Genomic DNA, 18,013 nt, shown 5'->3' with positions numbered 1-18,013 from the left:
CTAAGTACTACTATATCACAAGCGATTGATTTATCAACAAGTCTTAATCTTGATTTGGTCTTAATGATGATATTTTGTTCATATTTATCAGGAAATTGGTATAAAAAATTATTATTTATTATTTTTTATGATAACTAAACAATAATTTCCCATTTGCATTTGCATTGATGTTTGGTTAATTTATGCGTTAATTGGCGTGTTTTCATGCCAATTTTTTAAAATAAACAAAAACTGATGGAAGCGTATGAATAGCTTAACAATTGATGATGAACGCATTGCCAATATTATCGGCATCGCTATTGACAAAAGCCATGAAAATCCCGAGCTTTTGAGCAAATTCATTTGTATTTATTATGAGCACCTACACCATGATGTTGCAGGTGTGCTGAGTGATTATGATTTGGCAGGCATGGCATTGCACCATTTTAGCCAGTTGCAAAACCACAACGGTCAAATCCCACGCTTATCTGTCATCAACCCTGTGAGCGATGAGCATTATTTTGCCAGTAAAAACAGTGTGATTCAGATGGTGGTGTTTGACCGCCCATTTCTGACCGATACCGTGTTGATGAGTCTTGAAAAAAAGGGCGTGTCGGTCAAGCGTATTCATAATAGCATCATTAAAGTTGTGCGTGATGCAACAGGCAATATCATTGATATCGCCACGACAGATGAAAGTGGTGCTGATATTGCCCAGCAGTATTCACTGCTTCATTGCGAAATTGCACGCCAAGATGACAAAGTGCTTGATGAAATTCATGAGATATTGCTTGCCAAGATTCACACGCTAGATGTCATTGTTGCAGATTGGGCAATCATGCGTGATAAGCTGACCATCATTCGTGATGAGATGGCAAATGCGTCCATACCAACCAAGTATCATTCTAAAGAAGAAGTGCTGGAATTTTTGGATTGGATTGGTAATGATAACTTTATTTTTATGGGTTTTCGTGAATATCGATTCGATGAATTGGGTGAGGACGCCAAATTGTATTCGGTGGGTGGTAGCGGTCTTGGTGTATTGCGTGGAGTATCAACAGATACGCTGTCGCAAAGCTTTCATCGCTTGCCAGGTCAGTTAAAGCATCTACTGAGCTTGCCACGGGTGATTTTATTGTCCAAGTCTCGCCATGAATCACCTGTGCATCGCCCTGTTTATATGGATTTTTTAGGCATTCATAAATATGATGGTAATGGCAGGCTGATTGGTGAATATCGCTTTGTAGGATTATTGACCTCTCGTGCTTATCAGACGAGTGTGAATAATATCCCACTACTTCGTGAAAAAGCTGAGCAAATCCTTGGTATGTCGGGCTTGCCAAAGAATGGCCATAGTTATTTAAAACTGGCTCACATCATCAACACCTTGCCACGAGATGACTTATTTCAAGCAGGCATTGATGAGCTGTATCCAATGGTAAGTGCCATCAGTCAATTACAAGATAAAAACCGCTTGCGTCTTTTTACACGAATTGATCATTATCAACGCTTTGTCTCTTGCCTTGTGTATGTTCCACGCCATAAATTTGATACGCAGTTACGCATTAAAATTCAAAATCTTTTGACCGAAAGCTATGGTGGCCAGTCATCAAATTTCACTACTGAGTTTAATGACTTGCACCATGCACGAGTGCATATTCATGTACGCACCATTCCAGGAAATATCAAGCCTGTGGATACCGCCATGCTTGAAAATAAACTTGCCACACTCATGCAAAATTGGTCTGATGAGTATCTAAAAGTGCTTAGTGAAGACTTGGGTGAAAGCGAAGCCAACCGAATCATGCGTGAGTATGGGGATTTTATTCCTGCGGCCTACAAAGAACGCTATGATGCCAACACCGCCGCTGCCGATACTAAGCGATTGCTTGTCATTAATGAAAATAATCCAATGGTGTGGCGACTGTATCAGCCTGTGGGTGAAGGGGCGGATAGACTGACCTTAAAACTTTATGGGCAAGGCGAACCGTTGATTTTATCGCTCGTATTGCCGATTTTGGAGAACTTTGGTGTATTGGTGTTAAGTGCACAGACTTTCCAATTTGACAATAATCAAAGTGCTTGGCTACAAGAATACAAGCTAAAATTACGCAATGGTATCAGCATTGATCTTGATGTGGTGCGTCGTCAGTTTGAGGACAGCTTGCGTGAGATTTGGCAAGGCAACATTGAGTCGGATAAACTGAACGAACTGATTTTAACGACCAGCCTAGATGCCTATGATGTGCTGATTTTGCGTGCATTATCTCGTTATATGGTTCAGGCTCGTGCACCATTTTCTAATGATTATATTCACGCAACATTGGTTAAAAACCCCAAGCTGAGTGAAAAATTGGTTGAGCTATTTCATGCCAAGATGTCGCCTGATGTGATTGAGCGTGAATTTGTGATTGCCACTGTTCAAAAGGACATTGATGTCAAACTGGCCAAAGTTCAAAGCTTGGACGAAGACCGTATCATTCGTTGGTTCTTAGATTTGATTGGTGCACTACTTCGTACCAGTTTTTATCAAGTTGATCCATTGGGTAATCGTAAAGATCGGGTGTCGTTTAAGTTTGCTGCCAGTCAAATTCCTCATCTGCCCAAGCCCAAACCAATGTTTGAAATTTATGTGTATTCAGCACGCACAGAGGGTGTGCATTTGCGTGGTGGTAAGGTTGCGCGTGGTGGTCTTAGATGGTCTGACCGCATGGAGGATTATCGTACCGAGGTGCTGGGGCTTGTTAAGGCTCAAATGGTTAAAAATGCCGTCATTGTTCCTGTGGGTTCAAAAGGTGGCTTTGTTTGCAAAGACCGCACTAAGGCATCAAGCCGTGAAGAATGGCAAGCTGAGGGTGTGGCGTGCTATCAGACTTTCATTCGTGGATTGCTTGATTTGACAGACAATTTGGTTGATGGCAAAGTTGTACCACCTGCCAATACCGTACGTCATGATGAAGATGATCCTTATCTGGTGGTGGCAGCCGATAAAGGTACAGCAACTTTTTCAGACATTGCTAATAAATTGTCGGCAGAGTATGGCTTTTGGTTGCAAGACGCTTTTGCCTCTGGTGGCAGTGCAGGCTATGACCATAAGGGCATGGGTATTACGGCAAGAGGTGCGTGGGAGAGTGTCAAGCGTCATTTTCGCTTAATGGGCAAAGACATTCAAAACAGCGATGAATTTACCGTCGTGGGAATTGGTGATATGTCAGGTGATGTATTTGGCAATGGTATGCTTTTGTCCAAAAATATCCGCTTGCAAGCCGCTTTTAATCATTTGCATATTTTCATTGATCCAAATCCAGATGCAAAGACTTCTTTTGCTGAGCGTCAGCGTCTATTTAATTTGCCTCGTTCAATGTGGACAGATTATGATGTCACTTTGATCAGTGAAGGCGGCGGCATCTTTAATCGCACGGATAAATCCATTGCCATCACGCCACAGATGAAAGAGGCGTTTGGTATTGCAGAAGATACCTTGACACCAAACGAGCTTTTGAATCGTTTGCTAAAAGCACCTGTGGACTTGATTTGGAATGGTGGTATTGGTACTTATATCAAATCATCTGATGAAGAGCACGCTGATGTTGGCGATCGCACCAATGACTGTATCCGTGTTAATGGCAGAGAGGTGAGTGCCAAAGTAGTAGGAGAGGGCGGTAACTTGGGCTGTACTCAAAAAGGTCGTATTGAGTATGCCAAAAATGGTGGTCGTATCTATACTGACGCTATTGACAACTCGGCAGGTGTGAACTGCTCTGACCACGAGGTAAACATTAAGATTTTGTTAGGTGCAGTCGTTGAACAGGATGAGATGACGATTAAACAGCGTAATGTTTTGCTTGAAAGCATGACCGACGAGGTGGCACAGCTTGTTTTACGCCAAAACTATCTGCAACCACAAGCCATTGAATTGTCATCGCGTGAGGCACCATCTAGATTACCAGAGCATCAAAACTTCATGCAGTTTTTGGAAAATGCAGGTCGTTTGGACCGTGCCATTGAGTATTTGCCAAGCGATGATGAGATAAAAGAGCGTCGGTTGGCAAATTTGGGTCTCACTAATCCAGAATTTGCGATTTTATTGGCATATGGTAAAATGTGGGTCTATGAAGAAATGCTATCAAGTTCATTGGCAGATGATGCGTATTTTTTAAATGAGCTAAGAAAATATTTCCCAAATGCGTTAGACAAACCATATTTTGATGAGATGGTCAAGCATCGTCTGCACCGAGAAATCATCAGTACTTATCTGACCAATGGTCTGGTGAATCGCTTGGGGATAGAAACTGTGTTTGATATTTATAAGCAAACAGGGCGTAGCATTGCTGACATCACACGAGCTTATGCGGTGGTGCGTGATGCTTTTGGTGTGCAAAAGCTTTGGAATGAGATTGGGCTACTTGATAATCAAGTAAGTGCTCAGTTGCAACTTGACATTGAGATTGCCATGCGTCGTGATTTACAGCGTGCCATTTTGGCATTGTTGATGGTAAACGACCAGATTGATGTGGCTAAATTGACAATTACGATCAGTGCTCTGGCGGATTCATCAGATCTGATTGATACTGCCTATGCCAAAATGCTAGAAAGTCAAGGTTTGTCAGCAAAATCAGCAACATTATTTGCCAGACTGCCTGTACAAGTATCTGCCATGACACAATAAACCTTGATGCTTAGCGATAAAAAACCAGAACTTATTTAGGTTCTGGTTTTTTAATGAATACTTTGGGGAGGGCGAGCTTACTGATTTAAATTCATGCCTGCCAAAATTTGTGGTTTGTATTGTTGAAGCAATGGTAAAAGCGTGCCTATCGTCCACGCTTTTCGGTATCCTTGCAAGCCAAGTGGCAACTGGTCATCAGATGAGCCCTGTGCGACCATGATGAGTAAATCATTAATCCAGCGTCCACGCAGCAGTATGTTCTCTGGAACATGAATGACATGGCTATAATCGCTGATGGCTTGGTCAAGCAATTTTTTAAAGGGTTTGTCTTTGCTACGATATACAGGGGGTGGTAAAGGAGGTAGGGTATCTGCTGATTGTGATTTTACTGAGTGAATGATCCGCACAATTTCATCGCCATATTTGCGTAGCGAACCACGATTGATGGTGGTTCTGGCCAACAGCTTGATGTTATCAGGCAAAGTTTCAATAATCTCACGCATTGCCTGCTTGCTAATGATGAAAGTTCTTGGTTCGTTAATTGCTCTTGCAAGTGATTCACGCCACAATACAAGCTCTTTTAGCACCCCTATTTGTAGGCGGTTGTACTCAGGTGCACAAAAATCCAAATACAGTATGCCATCGTCCATGTTGGCGGTATCGTGCAGCTCTTTGGCGTATAGATTGCTGTCTTCGTACACATATTCAATGACTTGATTTTGTTGAAGTTTTTCTTTTACAGCTTCATAAAGTGCGAGTAAATAACGCACATCGTTGGCAGCATACACTTCTTGCTCTTGGCTTAGAGGGCGGATAAGCCAATCGGATTGACTTTCGCCTTTGTTCAGATCAATGCCTAAAATTTCGCTTACTGCCTGACCGTAGCCTACTTGTAGTTTGCCTGTCAAATAAGCCACGCCAATTTGTACATCAAAAATATTGGTTAAGGCTGGATTTTTGGCAAGTAAATAAAAAATACCCAAATCCTCACCGCAAGCATACCACACCATCGTTGGTACCTCAATGAGTGCTTGCCAAAATTCAGTTAAATCTAATTTGGGAGCATCTACCAGATAAATTGCACGCCCTGTGTTGACCTGCACCAGTGCTAAAATTGGATAATAAGTAGTGCGTTTAATGAATTCGGTGTCAAGTGCAACGACATCAACCGAGTCAATCTCATCAATGAGTGCGTACAACTCATCTTCGGTGCGTACCCATATGGTGGGTAAATCATTTAAGGCGTGAAAGTCCACATCATGGGCACGAAAAAAATTAAAACGGTCGGTGGTGTCGGTGATATTGGCAGATAAATTGGTCATATTGTACAAATTATATGTTATATAAAGGCACGATTTTGTAGAGCTTGATGCAAGGTTAGGCTATCAACATATTCAAGCTCACCACCGATAGGAATGCCTTGGGCAAGACGAGTGATCTTTTCAACATGGGGGCGGGCGGCTTCATTGATAAAAAAGGCGGTTGTTTGACCTTCGACGGTCGCACCTGTGGCAAGAATCAATTCTTTAATGGGATTGTTTTTTAGGCGAAAGATGAGCTCATCAATATGTAAATCGTCTGCATTGATGCCATCAATGGGGGATAAATGCCCACCTAAGACAAAATACTTACCTCGATATGCACCACTTTGTTCAACCGCCATCACATCTGATGCACTTTCAACAACGCATAGTAAGGTTTCATCACGACGCACATCGCTACAAATCGAGCAAATGTCATCATCGCTAAATGAGTGGCAATGGCGACATTCAACGATATTACGCATGGCGGTATCTAGTGCTTGGGCAAGACTGATGCCTTGTAACCGCTTTTTGGAGAGCAGTTGCAATGCCATGCGCTGAGCTGTTTTTTGTCCAACGCCAGGCAAATGTTGTAGCTCTTTGACTAAGTTCGCAAAATTAGGAGTTAGCACGAAACAGTTACTCAGTTTTAGCCAAACAAACCTTGCATACCTTTTGGCAATCCCATGCCTGTTGTCGCACCAGCCATAACCTCTTCATATAGTTCGTCAGCTTGACGAACGGCATCGTTGATGGCAGCAGCCACCAAGTCTTCAATCATGTCAGGTTCATCATTCATTAGGCTTGGGTCAATGCTAAGACGCTTAACCACATGGCGACCAGTCATGGTTACTTTTACCAAACCATTACCCGCTTCGCCATGAACTTCTTTATTAGCAAGGCTTGCTTTGGCAGCTTCGACATTTTTTTCAACTTGCTTTTGCATGGCTTGAGCTTGTTGCATGAGTGCTTGAATGTTCATGATTTTTTCCCTATATCTGGTTAAAATTAAGCAAAATTTTACTCATTATAGCATAAACTGACATCAAAAAGCTAAGTTGGTAAATTTTACCCACTTAGATTGTATCTATTGATATATTGAAATTACAATGTATTTATGGTGTACTTATAGTTTACATGCACCACCTGCACAACCATCGTCAATGTCGCCTTGTGAATCATCTGCACCATCACGCGTGTTGTGGTAATATAGGGTTTTTACACCAAATTTATAGGCGGTCAAGAGATCTTGAATCAGTACTTTCATTGGCACCTTGCCACCTTCAAATTTTGATGGGTCATAATTGGTATTGGCTGAAATACTTTGGTCAATGAATTTTTGCATGATGCCAACCAAACGCAAATAACCATTATTGTCGGGCATTTGCCACAATAATTCATAGCGGTTTGCCAATTGTTCAATATCAGGCACGACTTGCTTTAAGATGCCATCTTTGGATTGTTTGATGGAAACAAGTCCTCGTGGCGGTTCAATGCCATTGGTGGCGTTGGCAATCTGTGAGCTGGTTTCTGATGGCATCAAAGCGGTCAAAGTTGAATTACGAAGTCCGTGCTTTTGAATATCACCACGCAAGCCTTCCCAATCATAATGCAAAGGCTCTTGACAAATGTTATCCAAATCTGCCTTATAAGTGTCAATTGGCAATATGCCTTGACTATAAGTTGTTTGATCAAACCATGGACAAGCACCTTGCTCTTTGGCAAGTTTGTTTGAGGCTTTGAGTAAGTAGTACTGTAGTGCCTCAAAGGTGCGGTGCGTCAAGCCCAATGCGGTACTATCTGAGTAGTTTGTGCCATTTTTTGCAAGATAGTAGGCATAGTTAATGACACCTACGCCCAGTGTGCGACGATTCAAACTGCCTTTTTTAGCAGCAATAACAGGGTAGTCTTGATAATCAAGCAGGGCATCAAGTGCACGCACTATCAGTTCGGCAGGTTCTTCAATATCTGACAACTCATTGATTTTACCCAAATTAATTGCTGATAGTGTGCAAAGAGCGATTTCACCATCTTCATCATTGATGTTATCAAGTGGTTTGGTTGGCAGGGCAATTTCCATACATAGGTTTGATTGGCGAATTGGTGCAATACTTGGATCAAATGGACTGTGTGTGTTGCAGTGGTCTACATTTTGTACATAGATACGACCTGTGCTGGCACGCTCTTGAAGCATTAGGCTAAACAGCTCTCGTGCAGCAATTTTGCGTTTTCGGATATTACTATCCGCCTCATATTTGACATATAGGCGTTCAAATTCTGTCTGGTCGGCAAAAAATGCTTCATACAGACCTGGCACATCAGATGGTGAAAATAGCGTGATGTCTTTGTTTTGAATGAGACGGGTGTATAAAGTTTTGTTGATTTGTACACCATAATCCATGTGGCGAACACGGTTATCTTCAACGCCACGGTTATTTTTAAGAACAAGCAAACTTTCAACTTCCAGATGCCACATTGGATAAAACAAAGTTGCGGCCCCGCCACGAACACCGCCTTGTGAGCAGGATTTGACCGCCGCTTGAAACATTTTAAAAAACGGAATACAACCTGTGTGCTGGGCTTCACCATCACGAATGGGTGAGCCTAATGCACGGATTGCACCTGCGTTAACACCAATGCCAGCACGCTGCGAGACATAACGAACGATGGCAGAAGTGGTGGCATTAATACTGTCTAGATTGTCATCGCATTCAATCAGTACACACGAGCTGAATTGGCGTGTTGGTGTACGCACGCCTGCCATGATGGGCGTGGGCAAAGAAATGTAGAAATTGGAAGTTGCATCATAAAAACGCTTGATGTAGCTTAAACGCTCTACTTTATCATAGTTGGCAAACAAGCACATGCCTACTAAAATATATAAAAATTGTGGGCTTTCATAAACTTGCTTGGTTACTCGGTCTTGCACAAGATATTTACCCATCATCTGTTCAACAGCAGCATAAGCAAGGTTCATATCGCGTTCGTGGTCAATGTAAGTGTTTAGTTCATCAAATTCTGCTTTTGAGTAATCTTCTACGATATGTTTGTCGTATTTGCCAGATTGGGTAAGTTTGATGACATGATCATATAGGTGTGGCGGTTCATATTCACCATAGGCAATTTTGCGTAAGTGAAAAATTGCCAAACGCGCAGCCAAATATTGGTAATCAGGTGTCTCTGCTGAAATTAAGTCGGCAGCTGCCTTGATGATGGTTTCGTGAATGTCTTTGGTGCGAATGCCATCATAAAACTGAATGTGCGATTTTAACTCCACTTGCGATACGGAGACATTATTTAAATCTTTGGCTGCCCATGCGATGACTTTGTGGATTTTTTCTAGGTCAATCGACTCCAATCTGCCATCTCTTTTTATCACTTGGATTTTGTCAATGTGTGTCATGAACGCATTTTTCCATATTATGAACGAGTTGAGTGTTAGTATACTGCCTGAATGATAATAAGTTTTATCAATACAAGAGGGCGTGATGTGTTTTAAGCGGTTGGATATGCTACCGAGTATTAAACTGCCACATCGATGAATACTACTTTTAGATATCTGCTACCACATCTAGATGCTTATCTTTGAATAAGCACAATATAGCCTAAAAATTTTTAAAATACTAGCTTGTTTTTTTGGCAATTTTATGGGTGGATTTTTCTTGCTTTATTCACAATAGAGCTGGCAAGGGGTGTAGATTTGTCAATAGGTTAAAAATTTTTTTTAATTGAAATTTTAAAATGATGAGAGAAATTGATTTATTTTATAAAAATACGCACTCAATTGAGTGCGTATTTTTTGCAAACATCAAAACAATCAAGCACTTGCCATTAGGCTGGCATTACCACCTGCGGCAGTGGTATTGTAACTTTGGCTGATTTCATGATATAAGCGTGCGATGTCAAGCCCATGTGTTGCATCAATCACTCGGCGGATTGTACCGTCTAAGTCAGCCAAACGCACCTGTTCTTCGCTTGGCATGGCATCAAGGGCGATGATGATGTCGTTAGCATCGGCACCTGCTTGTTCGGTAACGGTAATGATACCATCAAACTCATTAGCATGCGTGGATAAAACATGCTTGGGCGTGATGGTTGCTTGGATACCATTTGCTGCCAAAATAGCCAAAACATTCAAAGACTGCACCAAATTGCCACCATAGATTGTTACTGCATATGGTGCACGCCATGACAAAGTATTTCGCTCACCTGTCGGCCCTGGTAGAGTAATGGTTGCACCATTTAATGATGATGCTTTGGCATGATTGGCGATGTGATTTAGGTTTTGAATTTCACTGTCGGTAATACCCAGTTTTTTGGCAACAGTAATTGTATGACTTAATGCTTGTTCGTCAATTTGTGCCAAATCATCAATGTTTGGCGTGTGCCAAATATTAAGACGGCTTAGGCGTTGCAAGTAGAATGGACCACCTGCTTTTGGCCCTGTGCCACTCATGCCATGACCACCAAATGGCTGTACGCCAACAACTGCACCAACGATGTTGCGGTTAATATAGACATTGCCCGCCTCAATACGACTGGCGATGTGATTGATTGTACCGTCAATACGGCTATGAATGCCATGTGTTAGCGCAAAGCCTTTTTTGTTGATGTCATCAATCAAATCATTAAGTTCATGTGCTGCAAAACGCACGACATGCAAAACTGGACCAAACACTTCTTTTTTTAGTTGCGATAGGTTTTGTAGCTCAAACATGATGGGTGCTACAAATGTTCCTTGACTGTTTGAACGAATCTTGACTTCATGATAGCCAGCGGTCTGTTTTAGAGTGTTGATGTGATTGAGTAGATTTTCTTGGGCCTCTGCATCAATGACAGGGCCTACATCTGTTGATAATAAAGCAGGACTGTTTACTACCAATTCGTCCATTGCACCCTTAATCATCTCAATCATGTGATCGGCAATGTCCTCTTGGATACATAAGATACGAAGAGCCGAGCATCGCTGGCCTGCCGAGTCAAAGGCAGATGCCAAAACATCGGTACATACTTGCTCTGGCAAAGCGGTAGAATCAACAATCATTGCATTCATACCGCCAGTTTCAGCGATCAGCACAGGATTGTCAGTGCGAGCTGCCAAAACACTATTGATGCGTTTGGCAACTTCGGTTGAGCCTGTAAAAATTACCCCATCAATGCGATCGTCTGTTGTTAATGCACTCCCTACATCACCTGCACCTAGCACCAGTTGTAGTGCGTCGGTTGGTACGCCTGCCTCATGCAACCATGTTACTGCCAAATGTGCAATGATTGAGGTTTGCTCAGCAGGTTTGGCGACAACGGTATTGCCAGCAGCCAAAGCGGACACCACTTCACCAACAAAGATGGCAAGTGGAAAATTCCAAGGGCTAATTGCTATTACTGTCCCTAAAGGACTATTTAGATTAAGACGCTCCACTTCATCGGCGTAGTAACGACAAAAATCCACCGCTTCACGCACTTCAGCAATAGCATTTGATAGTGTTTTGCCAGCTTCGCGCATGGCAATCATCATTAGTAGTGCCATATGCTTTGGGGATTCTAGTGTGTCGGCAAAACGACGCAAAACATCAGCACGAGCCTTTGGTGTGGTTGCTTGCCATGCACCCTGAGCGTTGATTGTGGCGGTGATGACATCATGAACACAGATTGGGTTAAGGAATGACACACGGCCAACAATGTCGTTGTTGTCAGCAGGGTTTTTCACATCGTGTGCCATGTTGTGTTGCACAGGAATGCTTGTGATTGAGCTGATGTCAAAATTAATGTCAAGTGCGGCATTCATGTTGGCTTGCAGTTCTGCCAAAATGTGTTCATTGGATAGGTCGATGCCATATGAATTTAGACGCTCGCCATAAATGTGGCGTGGTTTTGGTGTGAGTGGATTGGCAGTAATGTTATTAACATCAATCTCATCTAGTGGCGATATGGTCAGTGCATCAATACTCACTTTTTCATCTACAATGCGATTGACAAATGATGAGTTAGCACCATTTTCAAGCAAGCGACGAACTAAATAGGCAAGTAGGGTTTTGTGCGTGCCAACAGGTGCATAAATACGCACACGACGACCCAGATTTTTTTCACCAACAACTTGATCATACAAGGTTTCGCCCATGCCATGTAGGCATTGGAATTCAAAATCTTTACCCTCGCCCATCTTATAAATAGTAGCAAGAGACTGGGCATTATGTGTGGCAAACTGTGGGAAAATGGCATCTTGAGCGGCAAGCAGTTTTTTGGCACATGCCAAATATGACACATCGGTATGAACTTTACGGGTATAAACTGGATATCCGTCCATGCCATCAACCTGTGCCCATTTAATTTCGCTGTCCCAATATGCACCTTTTACAAGGCGAATCATGAGTTTTTGGTTGTTTCGGCGAGCTAGATCAATGAGATAGTCAATCACATAAGGACAGCGTTTTTGATAGGCTTGTACCACAAAGCCAATGCCATTAAAACCTGCCAAATCAGGATCTGATACCAATTTTTCCATCAAATCCAGTGATAATTCTAGGCGATTTGCTTCTTCAGCGTCAATATTTAGACCAATATTATACTCTTTGGCAAGAATAAACAAGGCTTTTAGGCGTGGCAACAGTTCGGTCATCACACGCTCATGCTGTGCACGAAAGTAGCGTGGGTGAATGGCAGACAGCTTGACAGAAATGCCATTGCCATCATACACACCACGACCTTTGGCATCTTTGCCAATGGCATGAATGGCAGTAACATAATCATTGTAATAACGGTCGGCATCTTCGGCGGTCATTGCTGCCTCGCCAAGCATATCAAAACTAAAACGATAGCCTAATTTTTCACGCTCTTTGCCATTGGCAAGTGCTTCATTAATGGTCTGGCCAGTGACAAATTGCTGACCTAAGATTTTCATGGCGTGATTAACACCTGCACGAATGAATGGTGCACCACCTTTTTGAATGATTCGAGTCAGTGCAGAGCCTAAACTGTCGTTGGTTGGCTGTGTCAATTTGCCTGTCAGCACCAAACCCCAAGCGGCAGCATTGACAAACATTGACGGACTGTTGCCAACATGACTTTTCCAGTCGCCATCAGATAATTTGTCTTGGATAAGCTTGTCTCGTGTGGCGGTGTCTGGAATGCGTAGCAGTGATTCAGCAAGGCACATCAGTGCCACACCCTCTTCACTAGATAATGAAAACTCTTGCATGAGTGCATCTACACCCGAGGATTTGGAGCGGTCTGCACGAACCTGTGTGATCAGACGATGTGCTAGAGTGCGAATGTCATCTTTTTGAGCGGTGTCAAATTGTAGGGTTGATGCCAGATTTTTGACAGCACTTGGTTCATCTAGGCGATAGGCACTGGTGATGGCATCACGAAGTGGACCTTGGTCATGGGCAAAATGAAACATGATTTTTCCTTAAAACAACAAAATAAGTACAATTTTTACATCATCATGCTTGATACTTGGCATAAAGCATATAGTGTTTTATTATATCATTATCTTAATTAAAAATCCCAATCAAATAAGAGTATTTGTAAATAAAAAAAGCCCAAGAATGACTTGTGGCTTTTTTATTTTCTTAAATTTTTAAATCTTTTTTGCTGTGATTAATTTTTTAAGATGATCTTAACGAATCTCAACTGTTGCACCATTTTGAATGTTGGCGTACAGTTCAAGTACATCCCAGTTGGTCAGGCGAACGCAACCAAGTGAGGCTTGGCGACTGATGCCCTCTGGCACTGGCGAACCATGAATGCCATAGCTTGGCTTATTCAGACCCATCCAGACTACGCCTACAGGACTGTTTGGTCCAGGTGGTAGAATGAAGGTTTTTTTATCAGTTTCGCTATCACGGTTTACAGTGGCTTTGTAGTGTGGCATCTTAACTTTATTAACAACCTTGAATTTGCCACTTGGTGTGGCTGTGGCAGTACTACCAATGGTGGTAGGGTAGGTTGCCACCAATTTATCACCATTATAGGCAAGCAATACTTTTTCATTGCGGTCAGCAACCACTCGAGTCACTCGCTCCGATGCTGGCTTGCCTGTATTGATGACGGTGATGGTTTCGCCTTCAACAAATTGTTTGGTTGGGTTGAGTTTTTTTAGATATTTGACATCCATATGAAAACGCTCGCCAAGCATTTCTTGAATATTTTCATAGCCAAGTGCTTGTAGCTTGGAGCGAGATTCTGCATTGTTTGGCAGGGTTTTGTATGGGTTTTCAGCATCTTCTTTGGTGATGGTATAAGAGACCAATACTGGCTGATTGCTGTCAATATCTTTTGTTAATGCCGCCCAAGTTGCCTCGTCCATCTTGCCTGTCGGTTCAAGATTGTGCATTTTTTGAAAATTAATCAGTGCTTTTTTGCTGTTCATGCCCCAGCCACCATCAATAGGGCCTGGACTGGCATGATTCCAATCCAACAATACTTGCATCTTGATGGTCATGGCAGTGTTGACTTTCATGTCTGGTGACCAAACAGCTTGATTGACCTGTCTGGCATAGCTGGACAGATTGACCGTGGTAATACGCTTGCCATCTTGCTCAATGCTTTGTATGGCACTGTTGTCTGTGGTTTGGGTGGATTGCAATACCTCCACTTCGCCATCAATAATATCAACAATGTCATCGGTGTTGGTCTCGTTAGCAAAAGCAAGACTGACTGAACTTAGTGATAAGGCAAATAAAATGCTTGTGATTAAGTTGGTTTTGTGATTCATATAAATTCACCAATAATAAGAGATGATGATGTCAAAATGGCGTCATGATAACATGATTTTTGATGTCTTAAAACCTTAAAAGTATAGGTTGATGATTTTTAGAGTATTTTTATTGCTTTTGCCATTTTGGTGCTTTAAGCAAAGCTTAAACCTAAACCACTTTTTATTCATTTAATCAGCTCAATCGTACCGCTGACATCATAGCCAATGGTGGTCTTACCGCTTTCAAATTTTGGGTTTTCAATGCCTATGCTGGCGTCTTTTGCCATTGCCATCATTGGTGCTAGGGTGCGTGTGTGATAATTGTTGTCATCACCAAGCTTTACCGAAACGATTTTATAATCTTTTGCACCGAAGGCTTGGCTAATGACGGCGGCTTCTTCTTGAAAGTGTTTGACAGCATCTAAGATCAGTTGTTTTTTGATGGCGTCATTGGCATTTGATGATACATGAAATGATAAATTTTCCAATGCCATCAGTGATTGTAGTTCGGCAATAAGCTGACTGGCCTCTGTTAAATCTTGGCTTTTAATTTCTATAGATGCCAGCCCTGTAAAGCCTGTAATGAGATGATTTGTACCATAGCGTGGATAGGTGTCATGATAGGAGGTTTTAACGGCAACATTGGGGTATTTTTTGGCGATGATGAGTGCATCATTGGTGGTTTTATTTAGATTTTTGGCAATCTCGGCAACAGTTTTTGCTTGAGTTGTCTTGGTAAGAGTGGCTTGAATTTCATCGTTGGCAACTTCTTGTTTGGCGTTGACGCTAAAACTGATGCGGTTATAGTTGCTTTGACTTGCATGGCTAGTTGAAACAATGGCAGATAAAGCAGCGGCAGCAGCAACGGAGATGAATTGAAATGAACGCATATGTATTTTTTAATAAAAGTTAAATGAGGCAGGGTGGGTTTTTCCATCAACTTACTTGTCATTTATCAAAGCCCTGTCGTTTGACAAGGCTTTGATAAGCAAAGCAAGAATTGTCACGCCATCAATTTAGCATAAATTTGCTAAAGTAAAAGTGATTTGTTGTGTAGATTTGTAACCATGCGTTAGGTGTATTGGTACGACAAATGACCAGCTGATTCGTTTGGTCTAAATCAGCTTGGCTTGATTTGCTCTTTTAGCAAAAATTCTATCAGAGCTTTTTGGGCGTATAAGCGGTTTTCTGCTTCACTCCAAACCACCGCTCTTGGGTCGTCTAGCAGGTCTTCACTGATTTCTTCGCCACGGTGTGCAGGCAGGCAGTGCATGAATAATACATCTTTATCGGCGGTATCCAAAAGCTTTGGTGTGATTTGAAAGCCAGCAAAATCTGCTTTGCGTTTTTTCTGCTCGGCTTCTTGACCCATGCTGGCCCAAACATCAGTAACAACAAGGTGCGAGCCTTTGACGGCATCTAAGACGCTGTTTGTTAAAGTTAGGCGGTGGGCGTATTGGGCGAGCAAATTACTGTTTGGTTCATAGCCTTTTGGTGTGGCGATATTAAGATGAAAGCCAAATTGCTCAGATGCCAAAATGTATGAGTTGCACATATTGTTGCCATCACCCACCCATGTAACGGTTTTGCCCTTGATATTGCCTTTGTGTTCAAAGTAAGTTTGCATATCAGCAAGCAATTGGCAGGGGTGGTAATCGTCCGTTAGGGCGTTGATGACAGGGACAGAGGAATGCTTGGCAAAGGTTTCTAATCGTTCATGAGCAAAAGTGCGAATCATGATAATATCAGTCATAGAGCTGATGACACGAGCTGAATCTTCAATTGGTTCGCCACGCCCAAGCTGGGTATCATTGGGTGATAAAAATATTGTCTGACCGCCAAATTGACCCATGCCCACCTCAAAAGATACTCGGGTGCGTGTGCTGGATTTTTCAAAAATCATCGCAAGTGTTCGCCCTACAAACGGGCGATAAATCTCACCTGCGTGCTGTAACTTTTTTAGTTCTACTGCTCGAATGATGATGTTTTGTAACTCTTGTTTTGATAAATCCTTTAAGGTAAGAAAATGGCGAATACTCATGATGATACCCTTAACTGAATGGGGAGCGACTGAAGTATAGCAAAGCTGAATTTAAATGACCAGTATTTTTAATAAAAACCTATAAAATTATGGATAAACCGATAAATAAAAAATACGCAAGTTGGGTAAAATGGCAATACGACACCTTGTATTCTAGTTGCTTTGCGGTTTTGATGCCATCGGTATTTGATATGAATTAAAACTTGACTGCTCGAATGGGGCGTGTGGTAGTGCGACACATCAACTCATAGCCAGTTGTTCCTGCAAAAGTGGCAACCTCATCAATGCTGGGTGCACCATCTGCACCCCATAAAATGACTGGCGTACCAACTTCGGCAGTGATGTTGGTTAAATCTATCATCATGACATCCATTGCTACTCGTCCGATGATTGGCGTGCGTATGACTTTATCTCCCACAACGACACCAACAGAGGCATCTGCCACCACTCTGGGGTAGCCATCGCCATAGCCACAACTGATAATGCCAATCCGACTTGATTTGGTTGCTGTCCATAATCCACCATAGCCAACCATTTCGCCTGTTTTAACTGCCTGTATTGCCATGATTTGTGCACCAAAAATCATGACAGGTTGTAGCCCAAGTTCATGACTTAAAATGTGTGCAAAGGGACTAGAGCCATATAAAGCAATGCCTGCACGCACCCAGTTGTGATGATTGTCCTTTTGTGTGAATATGCCAGCTGAGTTGCATAACGAGCCTTGAATGTCGTTGCTAACAGCATGGCGAAGTTCGCCTAAAAGTGTATTAAATCTTGTGATTTGCTTGTTGGTCATGGGGTTGTCTTTTTCGTCAGCACAAGCAAAATGACTGGTTAAAATCATTTTGTATCCCAGATCATTTAAAGCATTGGCGGCTTTTATCACACCTTCTTGATCAAAGCCCAGTCGGTTCATACCTGTATTGTATTTTAGCCAAATGGTATGGATAAATCGGTCGTTATCAGCAGGGTGTTTGATGGCAAAGCCAAGCTGTTGTTCATTATGAATGACACAGCCAAAGTCGTGCTTTAATGCCACAAGCCATTCATTTTCATCAAATACACCTTCAATCAGTACGATGGGTTTTTTAATGCCTAGGATATCGCAAGTTTTTTTAACTTCTAAAGCCTCACTTAAACATGCCACACCAAAAGCGTCTGCATCAGCCAACCCTGCGATGACATACGAGACACCATGCCCATAGGCATTGGCTTTGACCATTGTCATAACTTTGGCAGGATAAGTAGCACTGAGCTGATTTTTAATCACAGATAAATTGTGACGCAGAGCAGATTGATTGATGGTTAAAGTGGTATTTCGCATG

The 18,013-nt window shown here is 42.2% G+C and carries 10 protein-coding genes; 1 reads left to right on the top strand and 9 read right to left on the bottom strand.

The genetic code is table 11. The features are described 5' to 3' along the window. Positions 1–244: 244 nt before the first annotated feature. Complete coding sequence (locus R0123_RS01775; protein WP_323842878.1) at positions 245–4,648, top strand: NAD-glutamate dehydrogenase; 4,404 nt, start codon at positions 245–247, stop codon at positions 4,646–4,648. A gap of 77 nt (positions 4,649–4,725) precedes the next feature. On the opposite strand, the gene R0123_RS01770 is transcribed toward R0123_RS01775, so the two are convergent. The 9 genes from R0123_RS01770 to alr all read right to left on the bottom strand — a co-directional run bounded on the left by R0123_RS01770 (position 4,726) and on the right by alr (position 18,012). Next, entirely contained in the window at positions 4,726–5,970 is a 1,245-nt protein-coding gene (locus R0123_RS01770) for a ribonuclease D (protein ID WP_323842877.1), read from the bottom strand. Between the two features lie 17 nt (positions 5,971–5,987). Further along, a complete protein-coding gene (gene recR / locus R0123_RS01765; RefSeq protein WP_323842876.1) occupies positions 5,988–6,581 on the bottom strand; it encodes a recombination mediator RecR in 594 nt (197 codons plus the stop codon). A 17-nt stretch (positions 6,582–6,598) separates the two neighbouring features. Then, positions 6,599–6,931, bottom strand: a complete 333-nt coding sequence (locus R0123_RS01760; protein ID WP_323841540.1) for a YbaB/EbfC family nucleoid-associated protein — start codon at positions 6,929–6,931, stop codon at positions 6,599–6,601. Positions 6,932–7,075: 144 nt separating this feature from the next. Then, complete coding sequence (gene nrdA / locus R0123_RS01755; protein ID WP_323842875.1) at positions 7,076–9,352, bottom strand: class 1a ribonucleoside-diphosphate reductase subunit alpha; 2,277 nt, start codon at positions 9,350–9,352, stop codon at positions 7,076–7,078. A gap of 414 nt (positions 9,353–9,766) precedes the next feature. Continuing rightward, positions 9,767–13,348, bottom strand: coding sequence for a bifunctional proline dehydrogenase/L-glutamate gamma-semialdehyde dehydrogenase PutA (gene putA, locus R0123_RS01750; protein WP_323842874.1), 3,582 nt, complete (start codon positions 13,346–13,348; stop codon positions 9,767–9,769). Between the two features lie 219 nt (positions 13,349–13,567). Next, positions 13,568–14,665, bottom strand: a complete 1,098-nt coding sequence (locus R0123_RS01745; RefSeq protein ID WP_323842873.1) for a L,D-transpeptidase family protein — start codon at positions 14,663–14,665, stop codon at positions 13,568–13,570. 167 nt (positions 14,666–14,832) lie between these two features. Further along, a complete protein-coding gene (locus R0123_RS01740; protein ID WP_323842872.1) occupies positions 14,833–15,537 on the bottom strand; it encodes an SIMPL domain-containing protein in 705 nt (234 codons plus the stop codon). A gap of 230 nt (positions 15,538–15,767) precedes the next feature. After that, the gene (gene argF / locus R0123_RS01735) at positions 15,768–16,688 is read right to left on the bottom strand and encodes an ornithine carbamoyltransferase (RefSeq protein WP_323841535.1); all 921 of its coding nucleotides are present in this window, start codon (positions 16,686–16,688) and stop codon (positions 15,768–15,770) included. Between the two features lie 196 nt (positions 16,689–16,884). Then, a complete protein-coding gene (alr, locus tag R0123_RS01730) occupies positions 16,885–18,012 on the bottom strand; it encodes an alanine racemase (RefSeq protein ID WP_323842871.1) in 1,128 nt (375 codons plus the stop codon). Position 18,013 lies beyond the last annotated feature (1 nt).

The organism is Moraxella sp. Pampa (assembly GCF_035181385.1).
Taxonomy (GTDB): Bacteria; Pseudomonadota; Gammaproteobacteria; order Pseudomonadales; family Moraxellaceae; genus Moraxella.
Note: the sequence above shows the minus strand (reverse complement) of the source record. Positions and strands in the feature narration are given on the sequence as shown.

What these genes read in the sequence shown, in the direction of transcription:
- R0123_RS01775 (WP_323842878.1), top strand. Translation starts at nt 245, where the DNA reads ATGAATAGCTTAACAATTGATGATGAACGCATTGCCAATATTATCGGC.
- R0123_RS01770 (WP_323842877.1), bottom strand. Translation starts at nt 5,970, where the DNA reads ATGACCAATTTATCTGCCAATATCACCGACACCACCGACCGTTTTAAT.
- R0123_RS01760 (WP_323841540.1), bottom strand. Translation starts at nt 6,931, where the DNA reads ATGAACATTCAAGCACTCATGCAACAAGCTCAAGCCATGCAAAAGCAA.
- nrdA (WP_323842875.1), bottom strand. Translation starts at nt 9,352, where the DNA reads ATGACACACATTGACAAAATCCAAGTGATAAAAAGAGATGGCAGATTG.
- putA (WP_323842874.1), bottom strand. Translation starts at nt 13,348, where the DNA reads ATGTTTCATTTTGCCCATGACCAAGGTCCACTTCGTGATGCCATCACC.
- R0123_RS01745 (WP_323842873.1), bottom strand. Translation starts at nt 14,665, where the DNA reads ATGAATCACAAAACCAACTTAATCACAAGCATTTTATTTGCCTTATCA.
- R0123_RS01740 (WP_323842872.1), bottom strand. Translation starts at nt 15,537, where the DNA reads ATGCGTTCATTTCAATTCATCTCCGTTGCTGCTGCCGCTGCTTTATCT.
- argF (WP_323841535.1), bottom strand. Translation starts at nt 16,688, where the DNA reads ATGAGTATTCGCCATTTTCTTACCTTAAAGGATTTATCAAAACAAGAG.
- alr (WP_323842871.1), bottom strand. Translation starts at nt 18,012, where the DNA reads ATGCGAAATACCACTTTAACCATCAATCAATCTGCTCTGCGTCACAAT.